The organism is Nitrospira sp. CR1.1, from assembly GCA_014055465.1.
GTDB lineage: Bacteria > Nitrospirota > Nitrospiria > Nitrospirales > Nitrospiraceae > Nitrospira_A.
Map to the genome: position 1 here is coordinate 23,764 of WIAF01000012.1, position 21,240 is coordinate 45,003.

Consider the following 21,240-nt stretch of genomic DNA (forward strand, 5'->3'; position numbering starts at 1 on the left):
CCCGGCTTAGACCTTTCCCGGCATCCGGGGTACCAGTTGTTCGCGTTCGTACTTCGCCTTGTCCAATTGCTTCTCAATTCCAGCCGCATCGCCGGCGGCAATCAACCGCTTCAGCTCGCCGAGGTGCCGTTCATAGGTCTCGATCAATGACACGACGTTGTCTCGGTTCCACAGGAAGATGTCTCTCCACATCTCCGGCGAACTCGCGGCGATCCGGGTGGTGTCCCGCAACCCGCCGCCGGAATGACCGGCGAGATCCAGTTCCGGCACGCCGTGGTCGCGCACATCGGCCAACGCGGTCATCAACGCAAAGGCCGCCACATGCGGAAGGTGGCTGACGGCGCCGAGAATTTTGTCGTGGAGAAAGGGATCCATCTCCAACACGATCGAGCCTGCCAATTCCCACATCGCACGGACGATCTGAAGCGCCTCGCGGTCGGTCTTTGCCGTGGGCGTGACAATGCACCGCGCACCGGAAAAGAGCGTCTCCGATCCGGCGGCCACACCGGTTTTTTCTTTTCCGGCTATGGGATGTGCGCCGACAAACTTGACGCCGGACGGTAACAGGGCCTCCGCCCGCGTGACCAACTCGCCCTTTACACTCCCGACATCACTGACAATGGTGTCGGGCTTGAGACAACCGGCCCATTCCTGCAGATGCCGCTCGTAAGTGTCCACCGGCGTGGCCAGCAAGACGAAGTCTGCATGCTCGACACCTTCGCGCGGATCAGACACGTATCGATCAATGGCGCCGACCTCAACCGCTGTTTTGAGGTTCTCGACCCGGCGCCCGATGCCGACGACCGAATCCGCCAGCTTCTGGCGGCGCAGGATCATCCCCAGAGAGCCGCCGATGAGCCCGACTCCGATAATGGCCACCTGTTTGAAATGTGGTGTCGTCATTGAATAACTGCCGGTATTCAGGAAACGGCCACGTTTACGGTATCGCCGCGATTCTTACAACGTGCGATCGACGGCGGCGGCGATCTTGCCCAGATCTCCCATCAGTTCTTTGAATTTCGACGGCCGGATGGACTCCTCACCGTCACACAGCGCGCATTCAGGATTGGAATGCACTTCGATTAACAGCCCATCGGCCCCTGCAGCGATCGCTGCCTTGGACATCGGCGCCACCAGGTCCCACTTGCCGGTTGCATGACTGGGATCCACGATGACGGGAAGATGGGAGAGATCCTTGAGCGTCGGAATGGCCGCAAGATCCAACGTATTCCGATACTGCGTTTCAAAGGTTCGGATACCGCGCTCGCATAACATGACATTGCGATTGCCGCGGGACATGATGTACTCCGCTGAAAGAAGAAATTCCTTGATGGTGGCCGAGAGGCCGCGCTTCAACAGCACCGGCTTGTCATACGCGCCGACCTCCTTGAGCAACTCGAAATTCTGCATGTTGCGGGCGCCGATTTGAATGATGTCGGCCTTTTCCAAGAAGAGCTCGATATCGCGGGTATCGAGGATCTCGCTCACGACCGGCAGGCCAGTCTGCTTCTTCGCCTCCACCAAATAATCCAAGCCCTCGCGCCCCAGTCCCTGAAAGGAATAGGGCGAGGTGCGCGGCTTATACGCACCGCCTCGCAACACCGTGGCGCCGGCCGATTTGACTTCGTGGGCAATACCTACGGTCAGTTCCAAACGCTCGACCGCGCAGGGACCGGCCATAATCGTGATTTTCTTATCCCCGATCTTGACCCCATTGACGTCAATAATCGTGTTTTCTTTTTTGAACTCCCGGCTGACGAGCTTCCAGGGAGCCAGAATCGGCAGCACGCTCTCCACGCCGGGCAAGGCGGTCAGCGGCTGATTGTGCAAAATCCGGTCATCCCCGATCACCCCGATAATGGTGCGTTCCTGCCCTGCAGAGATGTGCGACTTCAGCCCCAGTTCTCGAAGCCGGTCGGTGATGTGATCGACTTCCCGCTCCGAAGCGTCAGGCTTCAAGACAATAATCATGGTCTCGTCTCGCTTTCCTTTATTGCGCCGCGCGTGTCACGTCTTCCAGCGCGCTCAGGAACAAGTGATTTTCTTCCGGGAGGCCGATGGTCACCCGCAGCATGCGGCCTTCGATGTGACGCACAATGATGCCCTTTGCCAGCAACGCGTCAAATACTGCGCGCCCGTTTCGCCCGACATCGAAATAGAGAAAATTCGCTTCACTGGGCAAGGCCTCAAACCCGAGCCGCCGTAAACCCGCCCGCACTTTGTCCATTTCAACGTGATTGAGTGACCGGCTTGCAGCCACATGGGCTTCGTCGTCCAGCGCCGCCAGGGCGGCGCATTGCGCCATACTGTTCGCGTTGAAGGGTGGGCGAATTCGATTCACGTAATTGGTAATTTCAGGCGTGGTGATGCCGTACCCGATGCGCAACCCGGCCAATCCATATATCTTGGAGAAGGTCCGCAAGACGATGACCGGACGTCCGGCCTTGACATACCCGAGCGACTCCGGAAATTCCGGATGGCGGACATACTCGTAATAGGCCTCATCGAACACGACCACGACATGGTCTGGCACCAGGTCCATTAAGGCCGCCACCTCCGCTTTGGTCGCGATGGTGCCGGTCGGATTGTTGGGATTGCACACAAAGAGCAACCGCGTCTTATCGGTGATGGCGGCAGCCATGGCCGGCAAATCGTGGCGCCAATTTTTCTGCGGCACTTCGACCGCCACGCCGTGCGCTGCCTTGACCTCCATTTTATAAATGACGAAGGTATGTTCGGCCATCACGGCCTCGTCTCCCGGCGACAGGAAGGTTCGCGCGAGCAGTCCGAGAATTTCATCGGAACCGTTTCCGAGAATGACCTGGTCCGGCGAGACTTTCCAACGCCCGGCTAACGCCCCGCGCAAGCGGAACGCCCCGCCGTCGGGATACCGATGCAGCGTCGGAACGGTCTCGGCCAGCACGGCCATGGCCTTCGGCGAGGGCCCGAGGGGATTTTCATTGGACGCCAGCTTCACGGCGCGGGGCAATCCCAACTCTCGCTGCAGCTCTTCGATGGGTTTTCCTGGCACATAGGGCACGAGGGAAACGATGTCGGGGTGCACCTTCAATGACATGGCGTAACTCGGACCTCTAGGAATAGGCGGGATAGGACCCAAGAATCTTCATGAACAGGCAGCGACTCTTGACCTCTTCTGCCGCCTTTTTAACCCGTTCCTCGTCAATATGCCCTTCGATATCGACAAAGAAAATATACTCCCAGGCTTTGCGCCGCGAGGGACGGGATTCGATCTTGGTCATGTTCAAGCCATGAGAGGCAAACGGCCGCAATAAATCATACAGAGCGCCGACCTTGTCCTTGACCGACAACATCAGCGACGTTTTGTCCCGGCCCGTCCGCTCCGGCGCCTTCTGTGACAACACGAGAAACCGCGTAAAGTTATTGATGTTGTCTTCGATCCTCGCCGTCACCACCTTGAGACCGTATAATTGAGACGCCAACTCCGACGCGATCGCGGCGGCCGAGGGATCATCCACCGACATTTCGGCGGCGCGCGCGGTACTTGCCACTTCCGATACCGGCACGTGAGGCAAGTTGGTTTCCAGCCAATTACGGCATTGCGCAATGGCATGGGGATGCGAATAGATGCGCTTGATGTCTCCAGCCACTCCGCTTTTCGACATCAGATGGTGGGCCACTTCCTGAAGCACTTCACCGTAGATCAGCAGGTTGGAATCGACAAACATGTCCAGGGTGTGATTCACCACGCCTTCCGTCGTGTTCTCGATCGGCACCACGCCGAAATGGGCGCGTCCCCGTTCCACTTCGCTGAAGACGTCCTTGATACTGTTGACGGGAATATAGTGCGCGGACGCCCCGAATTTTTGCATGCAGGCCATGTGTGTAAACGTGGCCCTCGGTCCGAGGTAGGCAACCTTTTGAGGCCCCTCCAAGGATAAGGAGGCCGACATGATTTCCCGGTACACTGCCCGGATGGCCTCGGTGGGAAAGGGTCCGGTATTTTGCTTGCTGAGACGCTCGAAAATCGCCGCTTCTCGCGCCGGCGTGTGCAAATTCGCCTCGGCATCCTTGAGCTTTTTCAGCCGGCCGATCTCGATCACCGACTTTGAACGCTCATTCAGAAGACGCAAAATCTGATCGTCGAGCCGGTCGATTTCTTCGCGATGGACTTGCAAGTCATCAGGCATGACGGGGGGATTCCCTCCTCGCGGGGCCCGTCCTTACGAAGACAGGCCGCGAAACGAGTCCAAGCCAAAAGGCGCAGTTGGACCGGTGAACATCCTACAGGAGCCACGGCGGGCATTGCAAGGATAGGTCTGGGGATTCAAGGAGTTGCGATGGAATCCGTTTCACTGGAAAATGGGAGAAGGCCTTTCTGTTTTTTGAAATGCTCGTAGGCCAACCTGGTGGCCTGGCGACCTCGACCGGTGCGCTCCAAAAATCCCGCCTGGATCAGGTACGGTTCATAGACATCTTCCAACGTGCCCTTATCCTCCTGCACCGCAGCCGCCAAGGAATCAACCCCGACCGGCCCACCATTAAACTTTTCGATCACCGTCAACAGAATACGCCGGTCCATCTCATCCAAACCGGCGGCATCAACCGCCAACCAGAGCAGGGCATCCTGCGCTACCTGTTGGGTGATACGGCCCCCCGCTTTGATCTCGGCATAGTCCCGGATGCGCTTAATCAGTCGATTGACGATGCGCGGCGTCCCGCGCGCCCGTCGGGCGATCTCGGCCGCTCCGGCCTCGTCGATCGGAATACTGAGCAACCCTGCGGAGCGCGTGACGATCGACGTCAGTTCCTGAGAGGAATAGAACTCCAACCGGTGGACCAGCCCGAACCGATCTCGCAGAGGCGAGGTTAAGGCTCCGGCTCTCGTCGTGGCTCCCACCAGGGTGAACCGTGGCAATTCCAGTTTGACGGTCCTGGTCGACGCGCCTTGCCCCACGACCAGATCAAGCTGGTAGTCCTCCATCGCCGGGTAGAGCGCCTCCTCAACCGATGCCGGCAGGCGGTGAATTTCATCGATGAACAGGACATCCCGCTCCTGCAAATTCGTCAAAATCGCCGCTAGATCTCCGGCATGGCTGAGAACGAGACCCGAGGTCGAGCGGATGGCTGCCCCCATCTCCCTGGCAATAATGTGCGCGATGGTTGTCTTGCCGAGGCCCGGCGGGCCATAAAAAATGGCGTGATCCAAAGCCTCGCCACGGCGCTTGGCCGCTTCGATGCAAATCTCCAGCGATTCCTTCATCCGTGATTGTCCGACATATTCCCGCAAGCTCTGCGGGCGTAGCGCCGCCTCAAGCCCGCGCTCGTCGTCGGTCAGTTGGTTGCTCACGGTACGGTCGGACATGGCCTCATCCTAAGGGAAAAGTCGCGCGACTATTTAGACTCGGGTGTTGGTCTGAATTTTGGCGGCGGCGGGGATGCGCCCTGTCCCGGAGCAGCCGTGCTTCCGCAATCAGGGGGGCAGCGGACTCCTCCCAGGCTCGGATCGGGCATACTCGACCCCAGCTGCTGCGCTTGACATTGCGACACCAGCCCGCCATCAACCGATCCACAACGCGAGGGGACATTCGAGCGGCCGATCTCGTTATAACCCTCCGGACAGGAACCGCAGACCGAGAGCATGTTGCTGCCCAAGGGCACACACTGCACCAACACCGGATCGCCATCTTTGCACAACTCCGGCGCGTTGGTCCTCCCGGTAGTGGCGTAGCCCTCCGGGCACGACCCGCAGGTCTTGCGGATACTCTTGGGCTCCTCCATGCCGTCGGCTGCAAAACCACGTTCGGCCACCGACGCGCAGAATAACACGCCGACGATGACTAACCCGACCGCGATGCCGCGCCGGCTCGTTTCCTCTTGCGCACACTCCAGCATTGCCATGTGTCACCCCTTAGCCAGGTCTTTAAGGACCTCTCGAATCACTTGCTCCAACCCCTGCGTCATCACGCCCGATTTCTCCACCCGCTTCAACGCGTCTTTCACATCCGGCTGCCGATAACCGAGATTCACCAACGCCGATAAGGCATCCTCGTAGAGCGGATTTTCAGATCGTCCAGGGCCAGCGCCCGCCGGCTCGCCGGATGGGTGCAAACGCGCCACCTTGTCTTTCAGTTCCAGGGCAATCCTGGCCGCGGACTTTTTGCCGATTCCCGGCACAGTCCCCAACCTTTCAATATCGCCCGCCTGAATGGCAGCGAACAGGTCGCGCACAGAAAGCGTGGACAGGACACTGAGCCCCAATTTCGGCCCGATACCGGAAATGCCGGTCAACAACAGAAAGGCTTCCTTCTCGGCTGCGGTGAGAAACCCGAACAATTGGATGGCATCTTCCCGCACATGCGTATGGATGCTCAGCGTCACGGGCTCACGCTGATTGGGCAATGAGTAATAGGTACTCAGAGGAACCAGGACCTCATAGCCCACGCCATGGACATCGAGCGTGACTTGCGAGGGCGCCTTGAAGGCCACGAGGCCTGTCAGTAAGGCGATCATATGATCGGTAGAGACGTGTGCTGCGGAGTGATTGGTGAAAAGACTGCGCGATCGTCGATACTCAGTGCCGAAACTCCCGGATTACGCGGTGGCGGCGGCAACTTTCTCCATGACCTCGTCGGAGATGTCAAAGTTCGCATGGACCTTCTGCACATCGTCGTGCTCATCGAGAATTTCCATGAGCTTTAACATGTGTTCCGCGGCCTTTTCCTCCAACGCAATCGTATTCTGGGGAATGAAGTTTAATTCGGCAAGCGTATACTCGATTTTCGCGTCGCTCAGCGCTTTCTTGACGGCCTCGAAATCATGCGGGCTGGTCAGGACTTCAAACGTCTTATCGCTGACCTTCACATCTTCCGCACCGGCTTCCAGGGCAATCGTGAGGAGCGCATCTTCCTCAACCTTGCCCTTTTCGACAACCAGGACGCCTTTCTTATGGAATTGCCAGGCGACGGCCCCGGCCTCTGCCATATTGCCGCCATTCTTGGTCAGCAGGCTGCGGATTTCAGCGACCGTGCGATTCCGGTTGTCGGAAGTAATTTCCATCAGGACGGCGGTCCCGCCGGGACCATACCCTTCGAGTGTGAATTCTTCATACGTCACACCGGGTAATTCGCCGGTGCCTCGCTGGATGGCCTTTTTCATGGTGTCGCCGGGCATGTTGGCTTCTTTGGCCTTGGCAATGGCCAATCGCAAGCGAGGGTTCCCATCGGGGTCCCCACCGGACCGTGCCGCAATCGTCAGCTCACGGATGATGCGCGTGAAAACCTTGCCGCGTTTGGCATCGACCGCCGATTTATGCCGCTTGATTGTTGCCCAATGACTATGGCCACCCATGGCGACTCCTCTTTGCGCGCACAGACCTGCTGCCCGTCAGGCCCATGAGCGCGTGAAACTGGAATTAAAAATGTACAGCTAGCATAGTCCAGACAAGGGTGTCAACGCGACGTCTGTGCGCGGGTCCTGCGAAACGGGAACAGCCCTACTCCGAATAAAACAGCAATTGCACCCCGATGACGAGGACGAGGCTCGCCCAGACGAGTTCCCAGTATGACCGCTCTGTCGCGAGTTGCCTCTGACGCCAGCCGGAGATCAACTTTGACGATCCCGCAGTGATGGCCATGGCTCCCATCATGACATGATGCAGGGTAATTTTGTGGGCGGCGGGGTGATCCCCGTGGGCATGCTCGAACAACATGAGTCCTCCCACAATGGCAAATATCGGAAGGGGCACCGTCCACGCCGCATGGGCGAACCACCCGAGCCGCCGCAGAAATTCGATAGTTCCCACCGCAACGGCCAGCACGCCGTAGATCTTATGCTGCAGGACTTCCGGATCGCTCCCGAGAAACGTTTGCGCGAATGTCATTGACCCGATCGGCCAGGAATCATGATCGCTCCAAATCAGCAGAAACAAGCCGGCCACACCTAGGGTCCCTGGAAGTAAAAAACGCGTCCAGGCCGCGACCGGCCACCCCAACGCCTGACGCAGTTCGCTGAACCCGATCAGGAGAAGTAACCCTCCGGCCAGGTGATGATTGAATTCAGAATAGGCAACCCCTTCTCGCGACCCCTCCCACTGGGACCCGGCCAAAGATGACGGTTCGTGAAGATGCCCGTGCTCCTCGACGGAGGTGGAATGACCATGATCTGCAGACTGTGCGATGGGAGAGAACGCGCCCCAGACGAAAACCGCGAAGCAGCACAGGGTCACCAGCGGGCACCAGGGCCGCAAAACTCTCAGGCAATACATCGGTCGAGAAAGGAACACTGGCAGGATTCGAACGGCCCATCCGGACTGCCGGACGGGCCGAGCACTCATCTCATGCATGCATTCGTCTACTACATAAACTTCATGAACTTCTCTTTGGCCTCGTCCATGACCTGAGCCGTGATCTCGACCAGGCCTCGCTCCTTGGCGATCCGCTCAATCTCCCGGCGCGCCATGGGACGAATGAAGTCCGGGATATTATCCATCCGCTGCTCGGCATCCTTCGTCCACGCGATCCCGTTCGGGGAGTCGTTTTTGGAATCATCCATGACTTGAAGCGTGATGTTCTTGTACCCATGCTTGCGGGCATAGGCTTCAACGCTGCTCTGAACCATCGGCTTGACGAAGGACGGCAACCGCTCCAACTTTTCCTTGGCATCCGGCGTCCAGGTCAACTCGCTCGTGCCGTTGGGATTCGGCTTGCCGCCTGAGGTCAATCCCATCTCCGCGACCATCGCCGAGAACGGGCATCCGCCGGAGGTCTTCTCGCCACCAGCCGCCGGCGCACTGGCCTTTGGCGCTGCCACCGCGGGTTGACCACCCTGAATTTTCTCATTGAGATACGCTGCCATTTGCCCTGCGCCGGCCTGCGCTTCATCCTTGAGGGTCCCCCGAGTCATCTCGAACGGTTCTGCCGTTTCCGTGCGGCCTCCAAGCTTGACACCAAGGGACGCGACCATTTGTGTTTCGCCAGGATTGGTCACCATCGAAAACTTGGCCTCGCAGGATGGACAGCCGAAGAACACGCCGAGTGAGCCCTCACCGGGTTTTTCGACCTTTTGAAACGTCATGTAGGTCTCGCAGTTCAGGCAAACGAACTTCATAGGATCCCCCTTCCAGGCCGGTCGGCTTAGAGCTTCTCCGCCAGGACTTTTTTGTAATCCAGCAACGATTGAATCCGCCCGACAATCTCCTGGTATTTCCGGACCGTCGGATAGTCGGGATCAAGGAGCGGCTGCCCCTTATCGAATGTTTTCGCGAGTGTGCGGTCGAAGGGAATGCGCCCCAACAACGGCAGGTCCAGCACCTCGCACATCGCCTCGGTATTCCCCTCAAACAGCTCATTTTCAGCGCCGCAGGACGGACACCGATATTCGCTCATATTTTCTACGATACCCAACACCCGGATCCCCATGTCCCTGGCGTAGGTGACGGATTTCTGCACCACATCGGATGCAACTTCGGAGGGCGTGGTCACGACAATCGCACCGGCCAAATCGGGAATAAATCCGGCAATCACGGGTGGCTTATCCGCAGCTGCGCCGGGGGGCAAATCAGCCAGAAGATAATCCAGTTCGCCCCAGACCACATCGGCGAGAAATTCGCGAATCACGTTCATTTCCATCAAACCCAGCCAGACCGGGCTCAAGTCCATCGGCCCCTTCCACCGGACCGGCGAGGCGTCGCCCAGGAAAAAATCCATCGACGCGACTTTGATACCGAGCGGCCCGACCGGAGGCTGAGCCCCATCCGGCGTCATGGTTAACGACTGCCCATGCAGCCCCATCATTCGCGGCACGCAGGGACCATTCAAATCCACATCGAGCAACCCGACCTTGGCTCCCTGACGCGCGAACGCCAAGGCAAGATTGACGGTGGTCATGCTTTTACCGACTCCGCCTTTTCCGCTCATCACCACCAGCTTCTGCTTGATGCCGGCCATTCGAGCCTGCACCTGCTTCATCTGCGCGGTGATCTGCTGGACGACTTTTGCGTCGTCAGAATACTGGAGTTTTGTCAGGATCGACTTGAGATCCTTTCCGGCCGCCATGGTCATGGAAAACCCTCGAAATTGTTGATGAAGGACGCTACCATAGGGGTTTCAATGGAGTCAAACAGGCCAACACCTATCGACTAGATGGAATATTGGATGGTGGACTTCGTGCCGGATGGTTGCATGAGCACCCCCCGCCGCTTCAACTCCTCCAGGATCTGACGGGCAGCAGCATCGAAATCCTGCGGACCCGCGAAGTGCAAATCGGTATTCGGTGGCGGTTCTTCCCCTGCCCTGCTCATGTGGACCGCTATCACCGGGGCCGGTTGAACCAGCGTCCGTATCATCTCCGCCATGCGCTGATAATTGATGCCGAATGTTTTACTGGTCGAGACGACAATCAGGCCTGTATCGATCAACAATCGGGCGACTTCGCCATATCGACGCACGCGTTCGGAGGCAAACGAGGGGTCGGCGGCAGATAAATCCGCGTCGAGTCCCTGCAGGAGGTTTTCACCCTCCAACAAATAGGCATGCCGGCTATCGGCCACGAGCAAGGCTTCAACCCGCCGTGCGAGGAACGTCTTGCCCGTTTGCGCCGAGCCGGTAAACAGTACAATAGCCGCGCGATGCCCATACTGCAGCGCCCGATCTTCTGAGCGGACATCGCCGGTCAGCCAGGCATATTCCCGCTGCCGCGCCTCTTCCCGCAATCCCTCCTGCTCGTCGTGCACCAATTCGGTGATGATCCCGCCGCCCGAAATGTCATACTCATCCACCAACACGAAGCGGCCTGTCGATTCGAACGAGGACGACAAGTCAAACGCAAGCGGCGATTTCACACGCAGGGTCAATTCGGCCACCTGATTTCGGGCTACGGATTGGCTCTCCTGCAGCTGCGCCAGGTCGGCAGTGTCGATGATGCGATGAATGACCGCCACCTCGCAGGCGGCTTCCCGCGTGGCCAGCCGCAGCATGTACTTCCGCCCTTTCTCAAGCGGCCGCCGGCCCATCCAGAATAAATTCACCCGGACCGCCGTGGAAACCAGCGGAACCGAGTCCCGATGCGACGCAATTTCTCCGCGCTCCACAAAAATCTGCTCGTCGAGCGTAATGCCGACCGATTGACCGGCCTGGGCCTCGCTCTGCGGCGGGTCGACGTTAAAGCCTTCAATCGATTGCACCATCGCCGTTTTGTTCGAGGGGGAAAACACGAGCTGGTCGCCGACTTTCAAACGTCCCGCCGTGATACGTCCGGCCAAAATCCGCCGCGCATCGAACTTATAGACGTCCTGCAGCGGGAACCGGAGCGGCTGCTCTGTGCGGACCTGCTCTTTCTTGAAGAGCGCCAGCGTCTCCAGGACGGTGGGGCCCTGATACCAGTTCATATGGCTGCTGCGCGTGGCGATGTTGTCACCCATCTTCGCGCTGACCGGAATCATCTGTTGCGGCACCGCCCGGAACTGACCAAGAAACTCCCGATATTCCTTCTCGATGCCATCGAACACATCTTGTCGATAGCCGACCAGATCCATTTTATTGACGACGACCGCGAACTGTGTCACGCCCAGGAGAGACAGCAGATACCCGTGTTTCTTCGATTGTTCGCGCACCCCTTCCAAGGCATCGATCAGCAGGAGGGCGGCTTCAGCCCGGGCAGCTCCCGAAATCATGTTCTTCAGGAACTCCTTATGCCCCGGGGCGTCGATGATAATGTACTGGCGCCCGTTCCAGATAAAAAACGTGCGCGCCGTATCAATCGTGATGCCTTGCTCCTGCTCTTCCAAAAACGCATCAAACAGGAACGCATACTCAAACTCTTTGCCCTGTTGCCGGCAAATGGCCTGCACCTTTTCCAATTTGCCTTCCGGCAACGAACCGGTGTCGGCATACAGGCGGCCCACCAGCGTGGATTTCCCGTGATCGACGTGGCCCACAATGACGATGTTGAGGCTTTCTTGCGGCTTAGTCTGGTCGTGCTGTGTCATGTGATTACTCGTTCAAGAAACATGTATGCTCTACGATGATCCAATTCGGGACAGTTGTATGGCTCAGGAAACCGCTCTTACATGTAGCCCTTCTTGCGAAGCATTTCCATGCCTCGCCCCGCATCCTGCGCGCGGCCGGCCCGTTCAGCCACATTGCTTTTGCGCAGTTCGACAATAATTTCATCCACCGTTTTCGCCGTCGACTTGATAGGCATGGTACAGGGTGCGCAGCCGAGGCTGCGATAGCGTGTGCCATCCCCCCTGTCGAGGTAGAGATCCATGAAAGGAATGTTCTCGTGCTTGATGTATTCCCAGATATTGATCTCGGTCCAATCGAGAAGCGGATGAATCCGGATGTGCGTCCCCGGCGGGAAGGTGGTCTTGAACTGATCCCACAATTCAGGCGGCTGATCGCGAAAATCCCAATCACCATGCTTGTCACGCGGCGAAAAATAGCGCTCCTTTGCTCTGGTGCTGTCTTCGTCCGCACGAACACCGAGGATGATTCCGGTATAGCCCTTTTCCTCGACAAGATTCTTCATGGCATTCGTCTTCAAGGCCGTACAGCAGACATCCCGCCCTAACGTATGATTCATCCCCGCGGCCAGGGCTTCTTTATTCTGACCCACCACCAGATTGAGGCGCCATTCACGCGCAATCCGGTCACGGTATTCGATCATCGCCGGGATTTTGTAACTCGTATCCACGTGCAGTAAGGGAAAGGGCACATGCCCGAAAAAGGCCTTGCGAGCCAGCCACAGCAGGACCGTCGAATCCTTCCCCATCGACCACAGCATGGCGAGGTGATTGAAGTGCTTGTAGGCTTCGCGAAGGATGTAGACGCTTTGGTCTTCAAGTTGACGCAAATGTTTCATGATTCACACTCGTGTATATTAGGCGGAGAGGCCGATCTTCGACCCTGCTCCTGCTTCCGTCCCGACTCCTGCGATCAGCTCTGCTAATTTGGCCTTGGCCTGGCCGGACTCCAATGCGCTGCGAGCTGCCGCTAGATTTCCGGTGATCGACGTCCCCTTGCCGGCCGCATAGAGCAACATGGCTGCATTCAGCAACACCCAGTCTCGTTGCCCACCCTGAATCTCGTTCGCGACTAACCGCTTGATCAAATCGGCTTCCCGCTCACGCTGCTCCGCCGGGAACCCTGCCATTTCGCGGAATGTCGCCATGGCCAGCCCGGCGTCTTTGGGCTGAAAGGTGAAGGGTGTGATGCGTTCGTCTTTGAGTTCCAGGAGACGGGTTGAGTTGCCGATGGAAAGCTCCGGATCGCCTTCGACACCGCGGATCACCAGTGCGCGCGGACAACTGAGCATACGCAACGCTTCGACCGTCTTTTCAAAATAGGGCGGATGCGAGAGCCCGATCACCTGGGAGCGGGCACGAGCAGGATTGAGCATTCTCGCCACCGGGTGGAAGAAATTACGCACGCCCAATTCCTGCCGCATTTCGAGGAACCGGCTCACCGGCGGGTGGTACAGCGCCAAATCCAGATAGGCCAATCCCTTCCTTTCCAGTTCAGGCCCGACGAGCTTGGCGGTCTGATCGGTAGGAATACCCAGGAGCTTCAGTACTGCCGAGACGCCCCACCGATCGGCAGGTCCATCCACGCCATGAAGCAACACCACCGCGCCAGCCGCCGCCGCAATAATCGCGGCGGGAACAATCGCGTGAAATGTTTCCCGCTTTCCCCCATACACCGGCACGTCCACCACTCCGAGTCCGGAACGGACCGGGACCGGCGGAACATACTGCCTGGCAGTGGCGGTGAACGCGGCCAACTCCGTGACCGACTCGGACTTGAAACGCATGGCCGTTAAAAACGCGCCGATCTGAGCCTGCGTGGCGGTCCCTTCGATCATCAGGCGCATGGCCTGTTTGGCTTCTTCCCACGTGAGATCTTTAGACGTCTTTTGACCTTTGGCGACTTTGGCGAGCAGATGTTGCATGTGATGGTCGTAACCTTGTCTGGTGTCAGGATGACGATGATGTTATTTGTGCAGTCCGCATTCGGTCTTGCCGAAATTTTTCCACCGACCGGAACGCGGATCGTCTCCCGGAAGGACAGGCGCGGTGCAATGCGTGCAACCGATGCTGGGATAGTTGCGGTCGTGCAATGTGTTGTACGGCACCTCATGGAGTTGGAGGTACGTCCACACCTGCTCACTACTCCACTTGGCCAGGGGATTCACTTTGACAAGGTTGAACTTCTTATCCCACTCGATCAGCCCCGCATTGGCCCTGGTCAGGGCCTGATCCCGCCTGATGCCGGTAATCCACGCCCTGTAACGCCCGAGAATGCGGGTCAATGGCTCGATTTTTCTCAGATCGCAGCACTGGTCAGGCTTGCTCGCCCAGAGGGCCGCCCCATGTTGGGCAGCCTGCTGCTCCGGCGTCAAGAGCGACTTCATCTGAATCACCTGCGCCGGTTTAAGTCCATATCGCGCGACAATGCGATCCCGCACATCGAACGTTTCCGGGAACAGAAAATCGGTATCGAGGTAGAAGAGCGGCGCTTCCGGATCGATCCGATGCACCATATCGACCAGCGCCACATCTTCAGCCCCGAAACTGCACGCCAACACAATCCGTTGCTGATACGTCTTCAAGGCGTACGCCAGCACGTCCCAGGGCTGCTTGTCTTCAAACGAATCGCTGAGGGCCTTCAGTTCTGCGCCGGAGGGTCGTTCAGCGGGCTGCTGTGTTTCGTTCACCCTTCTTACCCCTCGACTTTTTCCACAAGAATCTTGAAATGTTTGGCTTCTGGCTCCAACGGCCCTTCTGTCAGGATCTTGTGGCCGTCATTGCGCAAGCTCATCGGCACGTTCCGTATGGGTTCCCCGGCATCCAGCCAGACTTCGAGCTGCTCGCCATTGTCCATCATCTCCAATTTCAATTTCGTCTTCACGTAGTTCATCGGGCAGGCCACGCCGCGCAGGTCGTACACAGACGCCTGAGCCGCGGCAACTGGTGCGGGTGCGGCAGGAACCGCAGGAACCGCAGGAGCCGCAGTCGGCACGGCTTCTTCCTTCACCTGGGCTAACTTTAGATCTTTCCCCATCTGCTCGGTGGCAGCCCGGCAGACCGAGAGAAACCGCTTGGCGAAGGCCATTTTTTCATTCGCGGCCTCGGCCGTCGCATCCTTTGATCCCAAATCGCCGACTTGCGCGCCAAGATTCTGATACGTCGCCGGCACGATGCCTTTGCTCGCCAAACGCACGTCGAATTCCTGAAATGTCTCGGCATCGGTCGCCGGATCGATCCCTTCGGTCACCAGCAGCCCCTTGGCCGCCGCCAGCACGGCACGGTACGATTTGTTCACCGAGAGAGCGTATTGATGTTTCTCCACGAGCAATTTTGCTTGATAGAGTTCCTGATCGGCCTCCAACATGCGGTCGTCGATCATCTCCAAGGCTCCGCCTGCGCACTCGCCGGGACCTAAATCCTCCAACACAAATTCCGCTTCGCCTTCCCAATCGTAATAGTAGGTCGGATCCTGATCATGCGGCGGAACGATCGTATACGAAATGAGTTCGTCCTTCAGGACGTTTTTTCCGACCCGCCCGATGAATGCCTGCAAACTTTCACCGGACTTCCGGTCCCGGCGATACACGTCGACCAGATGGCGCACCGCCGCCGGAACACTCTTCGCCGGCAACTTCACCACGAGTTGCCCGATCTTCGGCGTGCCGTCTACATGGCCCCCCAGGTGCAGTTCATAGTGAGGCGCGGTGTGTTCGCCGAGACGCTTGCCGACTCCGTGGAGCCCGATGGTCGCAATATGATGCTGGGCACAGGAATTATGGCAGCCGCTGATTTTGACGCTGACATCTCGCAGATCTTCCGGCACCTGACCGGCAGGAAAGACTTCAGCCAACGCACGAGCCATGCCCTTTGACGAAGTGATCCCCAAGCCGCATGTATCCGTGCCGGGGCAAGCAATGATGTCCTCGACAAGCTCGGCGCCGGGATCGCCCAGGCTGTGCCCCACGAGTTCCTCATAAAATGCGCTCAGCCGTTCCTCTTGAATCCACCGGATCATCACGTTCTGATTGATAGTGGTGCGGATATTTCCATTGGAGTATCGTTCGGCCAGGTCGGCCACCGCCCACATTTGCTCGCCGGTCAGATCGCCCATCGGCAGTTTGATCGCCGCCGCGGCAAATCCTGGCTGCCGTTGAGGCACGACATTGGTCCGCTTCCACGCTTCAAAGGCCGACTCGGCTCCGTTGCGCGATGCGGCGCCGTTCCCGTTTCCGTTGGTGCTGCTCGGCGCTTTCGTCGGCATCAACAACGGCGGCGTATCGGCGTACTCCAGCAACGTGATCGGTTCATGTGTCGGCACCGCATACCCCATGGCCGCATAGGCCGCTTCCCACCGGCGCTTGAACTCGTCAAACCCGAGCTTCTCGATAACGAACTTCATGCGGGCCTTATTCCGATTCTTGCGGTTCCCCAACGTATCAAACACTTTAATCACCGCTTCGATGGTCGGCAGCAATTCGTCCATCGGCGTAAATTCCCGGAGCACTTGAGCCATGCGCGGGGTCGATCCCAAGCCACCGCCGGCCACCATCCGGAACCCGATGGTTCCATCCGCCCGCTTCGCCGCCAGCAAGCCGATGTCGTGAATAGGCGTGAGCGCGCAATCCTGCCGGCAGCCTGAGAGCGCGATCTTAAACTTTCGCGGAAGGCTCTGATTGAGCGGATTGCGAAGGAGATGATAGGCCACCGTTTTCGCATAGGGCGTCACATCAAACACCTCGCCCTGGCACACCCCGGCCAAATGGCAGGCCGTCACATTGCGCACCGTGTTGGCGCAGGCTTCGCGAGTCGTCAGCCCAACGGAGGCGAGCTGACGCATCATTTCGGGGACATGCTTGAGCTCCACGAAATGCAGCTGAATGTCCTGGCGTGTCGTCACATGCCCCACACCGGTGGCGAACTGGTCGGCCAGTTCGGCGACTCGCCGCAACTGATTGGCCGTCAGTCCGCCGAACGGAATTTTGATCCGGACCATCTGCACGCCCGGCTGCCGTTGGCCGTAAATGCCATACTGCAGCCGGAAAGGCTTGAAAATGTCGGTCGAGAGATCGCCGGCCAGCACACGTTGGGTTTCAGCCTCGAACGTCTCGATTTCTTCGACAATATGGGCGGGGATGGGCTCGTTCTTCACTGTGGGACGCAGAGCTTCTGTGTGACTACCTATCATAACGACCTCGTCGGTTCGGAAGTAATGTGCGGGTGCATCCTGAGGGATTTCAAATGTGATACATCAAGGTATGTTGCGCGTCGAGGGCCCGCTGACGTTTCGCCAGCTCCTCGACCGTCACTTCGGATAACACACTCAATTCCGCCCGTTTCACACGATCCCAGATATGCGCGAGGAGGGCCTCTTGCTTCGCCCCTCGCGACGATGACGGTTTCGGGGCGGCATCTCCATTCGTCGTGAGAAGCGGGCCTTCTAAGGCATCGAGAATATCGGCCACAGAAAGCTCCGAGGGCTTTCGACTCAACACATACCCACCCTGGGCTCCACGCTGACTCGTCACGACTCCCGCTTTCTTCATCGCATGAAGCACCTGCTCCAGAAAGCGAGCCGGGATGGCCTGGCGCTTGGCAATCGACTTTGCGCACACCGGGTGCTCGGCATGGTGGAGCGCAAGGTCCACGGCAGCAATGATCCCATAGGTGGCTCTCAGGCTGACCTTCATTTGCGACTATTCCGATGGGGATTCATGAACGTCTATACCGTGCGCCCCTCTTTCCTGTCAAGTCTGGCCCTCACTCACTTGGTGAGGCATATCGACGCTGCCCCGCTCACCTCAAGGATTCAGACATCCACCCTTGGCTATTGGTTGCTTGAGTGACCGCAGGGACGCCCCGGTCCATCGTAAGGCTCTCGCCCGCGCCCTTACGGAGACATTGAGCGGTAACCTGATCGACCGCACTGTTGGCCGCTTTGACAGATCAGGATGCGAGAAGTGGCGGCAGATTTTTCATCATTGACATCATACAGGGGGTGAGCAATAATCCCGCCCTCTTCTTCCTCGGTACCTTCTCATGACGCTGCGCCCATCAACATTTAATATTCTCTTGCTCAGTACAGACAGCGAGATCCGGTCGCACTATAAGGATCTGTTCGGTGAGCAGGCGATTACGATCGCCCGAGAAGGCCAATCGCTGCAGAAGGACCTGGCGAAGCGCGACTTCGATGCTGTCATCATCGAATCGAAGCTGGCCGCCGCCGCCGACCTGGGCAAACTGCTCACGGGTATCGATCCTTCACGCACACTGCTCCTCGTGGGGTCTCGCACCGTGCTGAAACGCACGGCGCCTGCCCTTCAGGCATCCAAAGCTCCGAAGGCCGATGTGCCTCCGTCCAACGGCAAAGGACAAGCGTTGTGCCTGGACTCCTACCTCGAACACAAAGTTGGTGATTTCGTTAAAGGCATGCGGAACGGCTCAGGCAAAAACCTGCACCCGATGCTGATTGCCGCAGTCGAACGTCCGTTGATTCTGCTGACCTTGCGGGAGACCAAGGGCAACCAGATTCAAGCCGCCGAACTGCTTGGCCTGAATCGCAATACGCTGAGAAAGAAAATTCTCGATCTGGACATCCCGGTCAAACGCGCCAGGGCCAGCTAACGCACCTTGCGGCTGAGTCGCACCTCATCTACAGGCGTCACAGGTACGCCCATGCATCACACCCACAGGTCGCCAACTACCAACGGAGGGAAGCAATGACCAAGGAAGAATTGATCGCAAAAATGGCGAATAGCGCCGGCATCACGAAGGTCGCCGCAACGGTCGCGCTCGAAGCCTTCACCGGCGCAGTCACCACATCGCTCAAGAAGGGAAAACGCGTGACGCTGGTCAATTTCGGCACATTCACGATCTCGAAGCGCAAGGCCAGAATGGGACGCAATCCGCGGACCGGCGAAGCCTTGAAAATTCCGGCCGCCCGCATTCCCAAATTTTCGGCTGGTAAGGAACTGAAGGCTGCGGTCAAATAGTGAGTCGGCAGGCTCCGGCATGAGCCATTGAAAAGGCGCACTGCATTCCGCGGCCGCAGAGAAAAGCCTGTCTTGCCATCGCGTTACCTTGACACCTTTGGTAGGCCTGTATTAGCATCGCCGATCGATAGGCGCGTAGCTCAGGGGGAGAGCGCTACCTTGACACGGTAGAGGTCGACGGTTCAAGACCGTCCGCGCCTACCATTTTGGTTCGCTCACGAAGTTCGTGATCCGATTACCCGCAGCGGGGTGGTCGGCGCGACGTTCTATTTTTTGCAGGATTAACCGGAGTGGCCTCACAGCTCATTCACATCACCCTTCCTGACGGAACTCGAAAACAAGTACCAACAGGATGCACCATCCGCGAAGCCTTAACTCCGCAGGGCGGACGCCTCGACGGCAAGATCCTGGCCGCCAAGGTTAACGGCGCGCCTATGGACTTGTTTCACGCGTTGGATCAAGACGCGACCATCGAACCCTTGACCTTTGAATCGGCCGAGGGGCGTGAAGTTTATCGCCACAGCAGCACTCACATTATGGCTCAAGCCGTAAAGGAAGTGTTCCCGACCGCGCAACTCACGATCGGTCCCGCCTTGGAAGACGGATTCTATTACGACTTCGCGTTCGATCGGCCGTTTACCCCGGAAGACCTGGAAAAGATCGAAGCGCGCGCCATCGAAATCACCAAACGCGGTTTACCCGTCAGCCGAAGCGAACTGTCTAAAGAAGACGCGATCAAGTTTTTTCAGGACCGCGGAGAAGCCTATAAGGTCGAATTGATCAAGAGCTTCGAGGACAGTTCCCCGATTTCCCTCTATCGCCAGGGAGAATTTGTCGATCTCTGTCGCGGGCCGCACCTTCCCACAACCGGCCACGTGGGTGCCTTTAAGCTCCTCTCGACCGGAGGCGCCTATTGGCGGGGCGACGAACGCAATCCCATGCTGCAGCGGGTCTACGGCACCTCCTTCCCCACAAAAAAAGAACTCGATGCCCATCTGGCGAAACTCGAAGAGATCAAACGTCGCGACCATCGCAAGCTCGGCAAAGAACTCGACCTGATCACGATTCAGGACGACATCGGTCCAGGCTTGGTTCTCTGGCATCCCAAGGGATCCCTGATTCGGTTGCTCATCGAGAATTTCTGGCGAGAGCAACATATCAAAGACGGGTACGACCTGGTCTATTCCCCGCATGTCGCCAGGCTCGACCTGTGGAAAACCAGCGGCCACGTCGACTACTACCGCGAAAACATGTTCGCCTCGATGAAATTGGAAGGCAGCGAATATCAGCTCAAGCCGATGAACTGTCCCTTCCATATCATGATTTACAAATCTCACTTGCGCAGCTATCGGGATTTGCCGATCCGGTATGGAGAACTGGGCACCGTGTATCGTTACGAACGAACCGGCGTCTTGCATGGCCTGCTGCGGGTTCGCGGCTTTACCCAGGATGACGCGCATTTATTCTGCCGGCCCGATCAGATCGAGGCCGAAGTCAGCCGTGTGCTGGACTTTACCTTTTTCGTCCTCGGCACTTTCGGATTCACGGAATTTGAAATCTACCTTTCGACGCGGCCGGAGAAATCGGTCGGCTCGGACGAGAACTGGACCGTTGCCACCAATGCGCTGGAAGCTGCGCTGAAGAGCCGGAACGTGGCCTATCAAGTGGATCCCGGCGAAGGCGTGTTCTACGGCCCGAAAATCGACATCAAGATCAAGGACGTGCTCGGTCGTTCCTGGCAATGCTCGACGGTGCAGGTCGATTTCAACAATCCTGAGCGCTTCAAACTGGCCTACACGGGTGAGGACGGCAAACACCACCAGCCCATCATGATTCATCGAGCGCTCATGGGATCGATTGAGCGCTTCTTCGGCATCTTGATCGAACACTACGCCGGCGCCTTTCCGACGTGGTTGGCTCCGGTTCAAGCGGTGGTACTGACAATCACCGACCACCAACAGGCATTCGCGGCAAAGATCGTCTCCACCCTTAAGAGCCACGGCTATCGGGTTGAGGCGGATCTCCGCAATGAAAAAATCGGCTTTAAGATACGGGAAGCGGAAAAGAATAAGATTCCCTATATGCTGGTGGTGGGCGACAAGGAAGTACAGAGTGGCATGGTGGCGGTTCGCGGGCGAAGCAAAGCTGATCATGGGACTATGCCTATCGAACAATTCCTGGAACTCATCCGCACAGACACGAGTCAATCATTACGCGACACAGCAACCCACTCACAAACGAGGTGAC

General features: G+C 58.0%; 20 protein-coding genes and 1 tRNA gene. 4 read left to right on the forward strand and 17 right to left on the reverse strand.

The window, feature by feature from the left end:
* Positions 1-6 precede the first annotated feature (6 nt).
* The 17 genes from GDA65_17455 to GDA65_17535 all read right to left on the reverse strand — a co-directional run bounded on the left by GDA65_17455 (position 7) and on the right by GDA65_17535 (position 17,691).
* A complete protein-coding gene (locus GDA65_17455) occupies positions 7-903 on the reverse strand; it encodes a prephenate dehydrogenase/arogenate dehydrogenase family protein (protein MBA5864471.1) in 897 nt (298 codons plus the stop codon).
* Between the two features lie 54 nt (positions 904-957).
* Complete coding sequence (gene aroF / locus GDA65_17460) at positions 958-1,971, reverse strand: 3-deoxy-7-phosphoheptulonate synthase (GenBank protein ID MBA5864472.1); 1,014 nt, start codon at positions 1,969-1,971, stop codon at positions 958-960.
* Positions 1,972-1,990: 19 nt separating this feature from the next.
* A complete protein-coding gene (locus tag GDA65_17465; protein MBA5864473.1) occupies positions 1,991-3,076 on the reverse strand; it encodes a histidinol-phosphate transaminase in 1,086 nt (361 codons plus the stop codon).
* 16 nt (positions 3,077-3,092) lie between these two features.
* The gene (pheA, locus tag GDA65_17470) at positions 3,093-4,169 is read right to left on the reverse strand and encodes a prephenate dehydratase (protein ID MBA5864474.1); all 1,077 of its coding nucleotides are present in this window, start codon (positions 4,167-4,169) and stop codon (positions 3,093-3,095) included.
* A 137-nt stretch (positions 4,170-4,306) separates the two neighbouring features.
* Positions 4,307-5,344 (reverse strand): Holliday junction branch migration DNA helicase RuvB, encoded by a 1,038-nt coding sequence (gene ruvB, locus GDA65_17475; protein ID MBA5864475.1) that lies wholly within the window; start codon positions 5,342-5,344, stop codon positions 4,307-4,309.
* Positions 5,345-5,373: 29 nt separating this feature from the next.
* Entirely contained in the window at positions 5,374-5,880 is a 507-nt protein-coding gene (locus GDA65_17480) for a hypothetical protein (protein ID MBA5864476.1), read from the reverse strand.
* A gap of 3 nt (positions 5,881-5,883) precedes the next feature.
* Positions 5,884-6,492, reverse strand: coding sequence for a Holliday junction branch migration protein RuvA (ruvA, locus tag GDA65_17485; protein ID MBA5864477.1), 609 nt, complete (start codon positions 6,490-6,492; stop codon positions 5,884-5,886).
* 81 nt (positions 6,493-6,573) lie between these two features.
* Positions 6,574-7,329, reverse strand: a complete 756-nt coding sequence (locus tag GDA65_17490) for a YebC/PmpR family DNA-binding transcriptional regulator (protein ID MBA5864478.1) — start codon at positions 7,327-7,329, stop codon at positions 6,574-6,576.
* Positions 7,330-7,474: 145 nt separating this feature from the next.
* Positions 7,475-8,086, reverse strand: coding sequence for a hypothetical protein (locus tag GDA65_17495; protein MBA5864479.1), 612 nt, complete (start codon positions 8,084-8,086; stop codon positions 7,475-7,477).
* A gap of 248 nt (positions 8,087-8,334) precedes the next feature.
* Positions 8,335-8,532: a protochlorophyllide oxidoreductase gene (locus GDA65_17500; GenBank protein ID MBA5864480.1), complete on the reverse strand. Its 198-nt coding sequence runs from the start codon at positions 8,530-8,532 to the stop codon at positions 8,335-8,337.
* Positions 8,533-9,113: 581 nt separating this feature from the next.
* Positions 9,114-10,040 carry a P-loop NTPase gene (locus GDA65_17505; protein MBA5864481.1) on the reverse strand — a complete coding sequence of 309 codons (927 nt, stop codon included), beginning with the start codon at positions 10,038-10,040 and terminating at the stop codon, positions 9,114-9,116.
* Between the two features lie 77 nt (positions 10,041-10,117).
* Positions 10,118-11,965: an adenylyl-sulfate kinase gene (locus GDA65_17510; GenBank protein ID MBA5864482.1), complete on the reverse strand. Its 1,848-nt coding sequence runs from the start codon at positions 11,963-11,965 to the stop codon at positions 10,118-10,120.
* Between the two features lie 77 nt (positions 11,966-12,042).
* Positions 12,043-12,840 (reverse strand): sulfate adenylyltransferase subunit CysD, encoded by a 798-nt coding sequence (cysD, locus tag GDA65_17515; protein MBA5864483.1) that lies wholly within the window; start codon positions 12,838-12,840, stop codon positions 12,043-12,045.
* An 18-nt stretch (positions 12,841-12,858) separates the two neighbouring features.
* Positions 12,859-13,926 (reverse strand): anthranilate phosphoribosyltransferase, encoded by a 1,068-nt coding sequence (gene trpD / locus GDA65_17520; protein ID MBA5864484.1) that lies wholly within the window; start codon positions 13,924-13,926, stop codon positions 12,859-12,861.
* Between the two features lie 42 nt (positions 13,927-13,968).
* Complete coding sequence (locus GDA65_17525; protein MBA5864485.1) at positions 13,969-14,691, reverse strand: phosphoadenylyl-sulfate reductase; 723 nt, start codon at positions 14,689-14,691, stop codon at positions 13,969-13,971.
* Between the two features lie 5 nt (positions 14,692-14,696).
* On the reverse strand, positions 14,697-17,189 hold the full coding sequence (locus GDA65_17530; protein MBA5864486.1) for a HEPN domain-containing protein: 2,493 nt from the start codon (positions 17,187-17,189) through the stop codon (positions 14,697-14,699).
* Between the two features lie 49 nt (positions 17,190-17,238).
* The gene (locus GDA65_17535) at positions 17,239-17,691 is read right to left on the reverse strand and encodes an Rrf2 family transcriptional regulator (GenBank protein MBA5864487.1); all 453 of its coding nucleotides are present in this window, start codon (positions 17,689-17,691) and stop codon (positions 17,239-17,241) included.
* A gap of 349 nt (positions 17,692-18,040) precedes the next feature.
* Between GDA65_17535 and GDA65_17540 the strand changes: the two genes are divergently transcribed.
* The 4 genes from GDA65_17540 (at position 18,041) to thrS (ending at position 21,239) form a co-directional block, all read left to right on the forward strand.
* Positions 18,041-18,625, forward strand: coding sequence for a hypothetical protein (locus GDA65_17540; protein MBA5864488.1), 585 nt, complete (start codon positions 18,041-18,043; stop codon positions 18,623-18,625).
* A 95-nt stretch (positions 18,626-18,720) separates the two neighbouring features.
* Positions 18,721-18,993 (forward strand): DNA-binding protein HU, encoded by a 273-nt coding sequence (locus GDA65_17545; GenBank protein ID MBA5864489.1) that lies wholly within the window; start codon positions 18,721-18,723, stop codon positions 18,991-18,993.
* 129 nt (positions 18,994-19,122) lie between these two features.
* Positions 19,123-19,197 (forward strand) — tRNA-Val (locus GDA65_17550).
* A gap of 86 nt (positions 19,198-19,283) precedes the next feature.
* Positions 19,284-21,239 carry a threonine--tRNA ligase gene (gene thrS / locus GDA65_17555; GenBank protein MBA5864490.1) on the forward strand — a complete coding sequence of 652 codons (1,956 nt, stop codon included), beginning with the start codon at positions 19,284-19,286 and terminating at the stop codon, positions 21,237-21,239.
* Position 21,240: the final 1 nt, after the last annotated feature.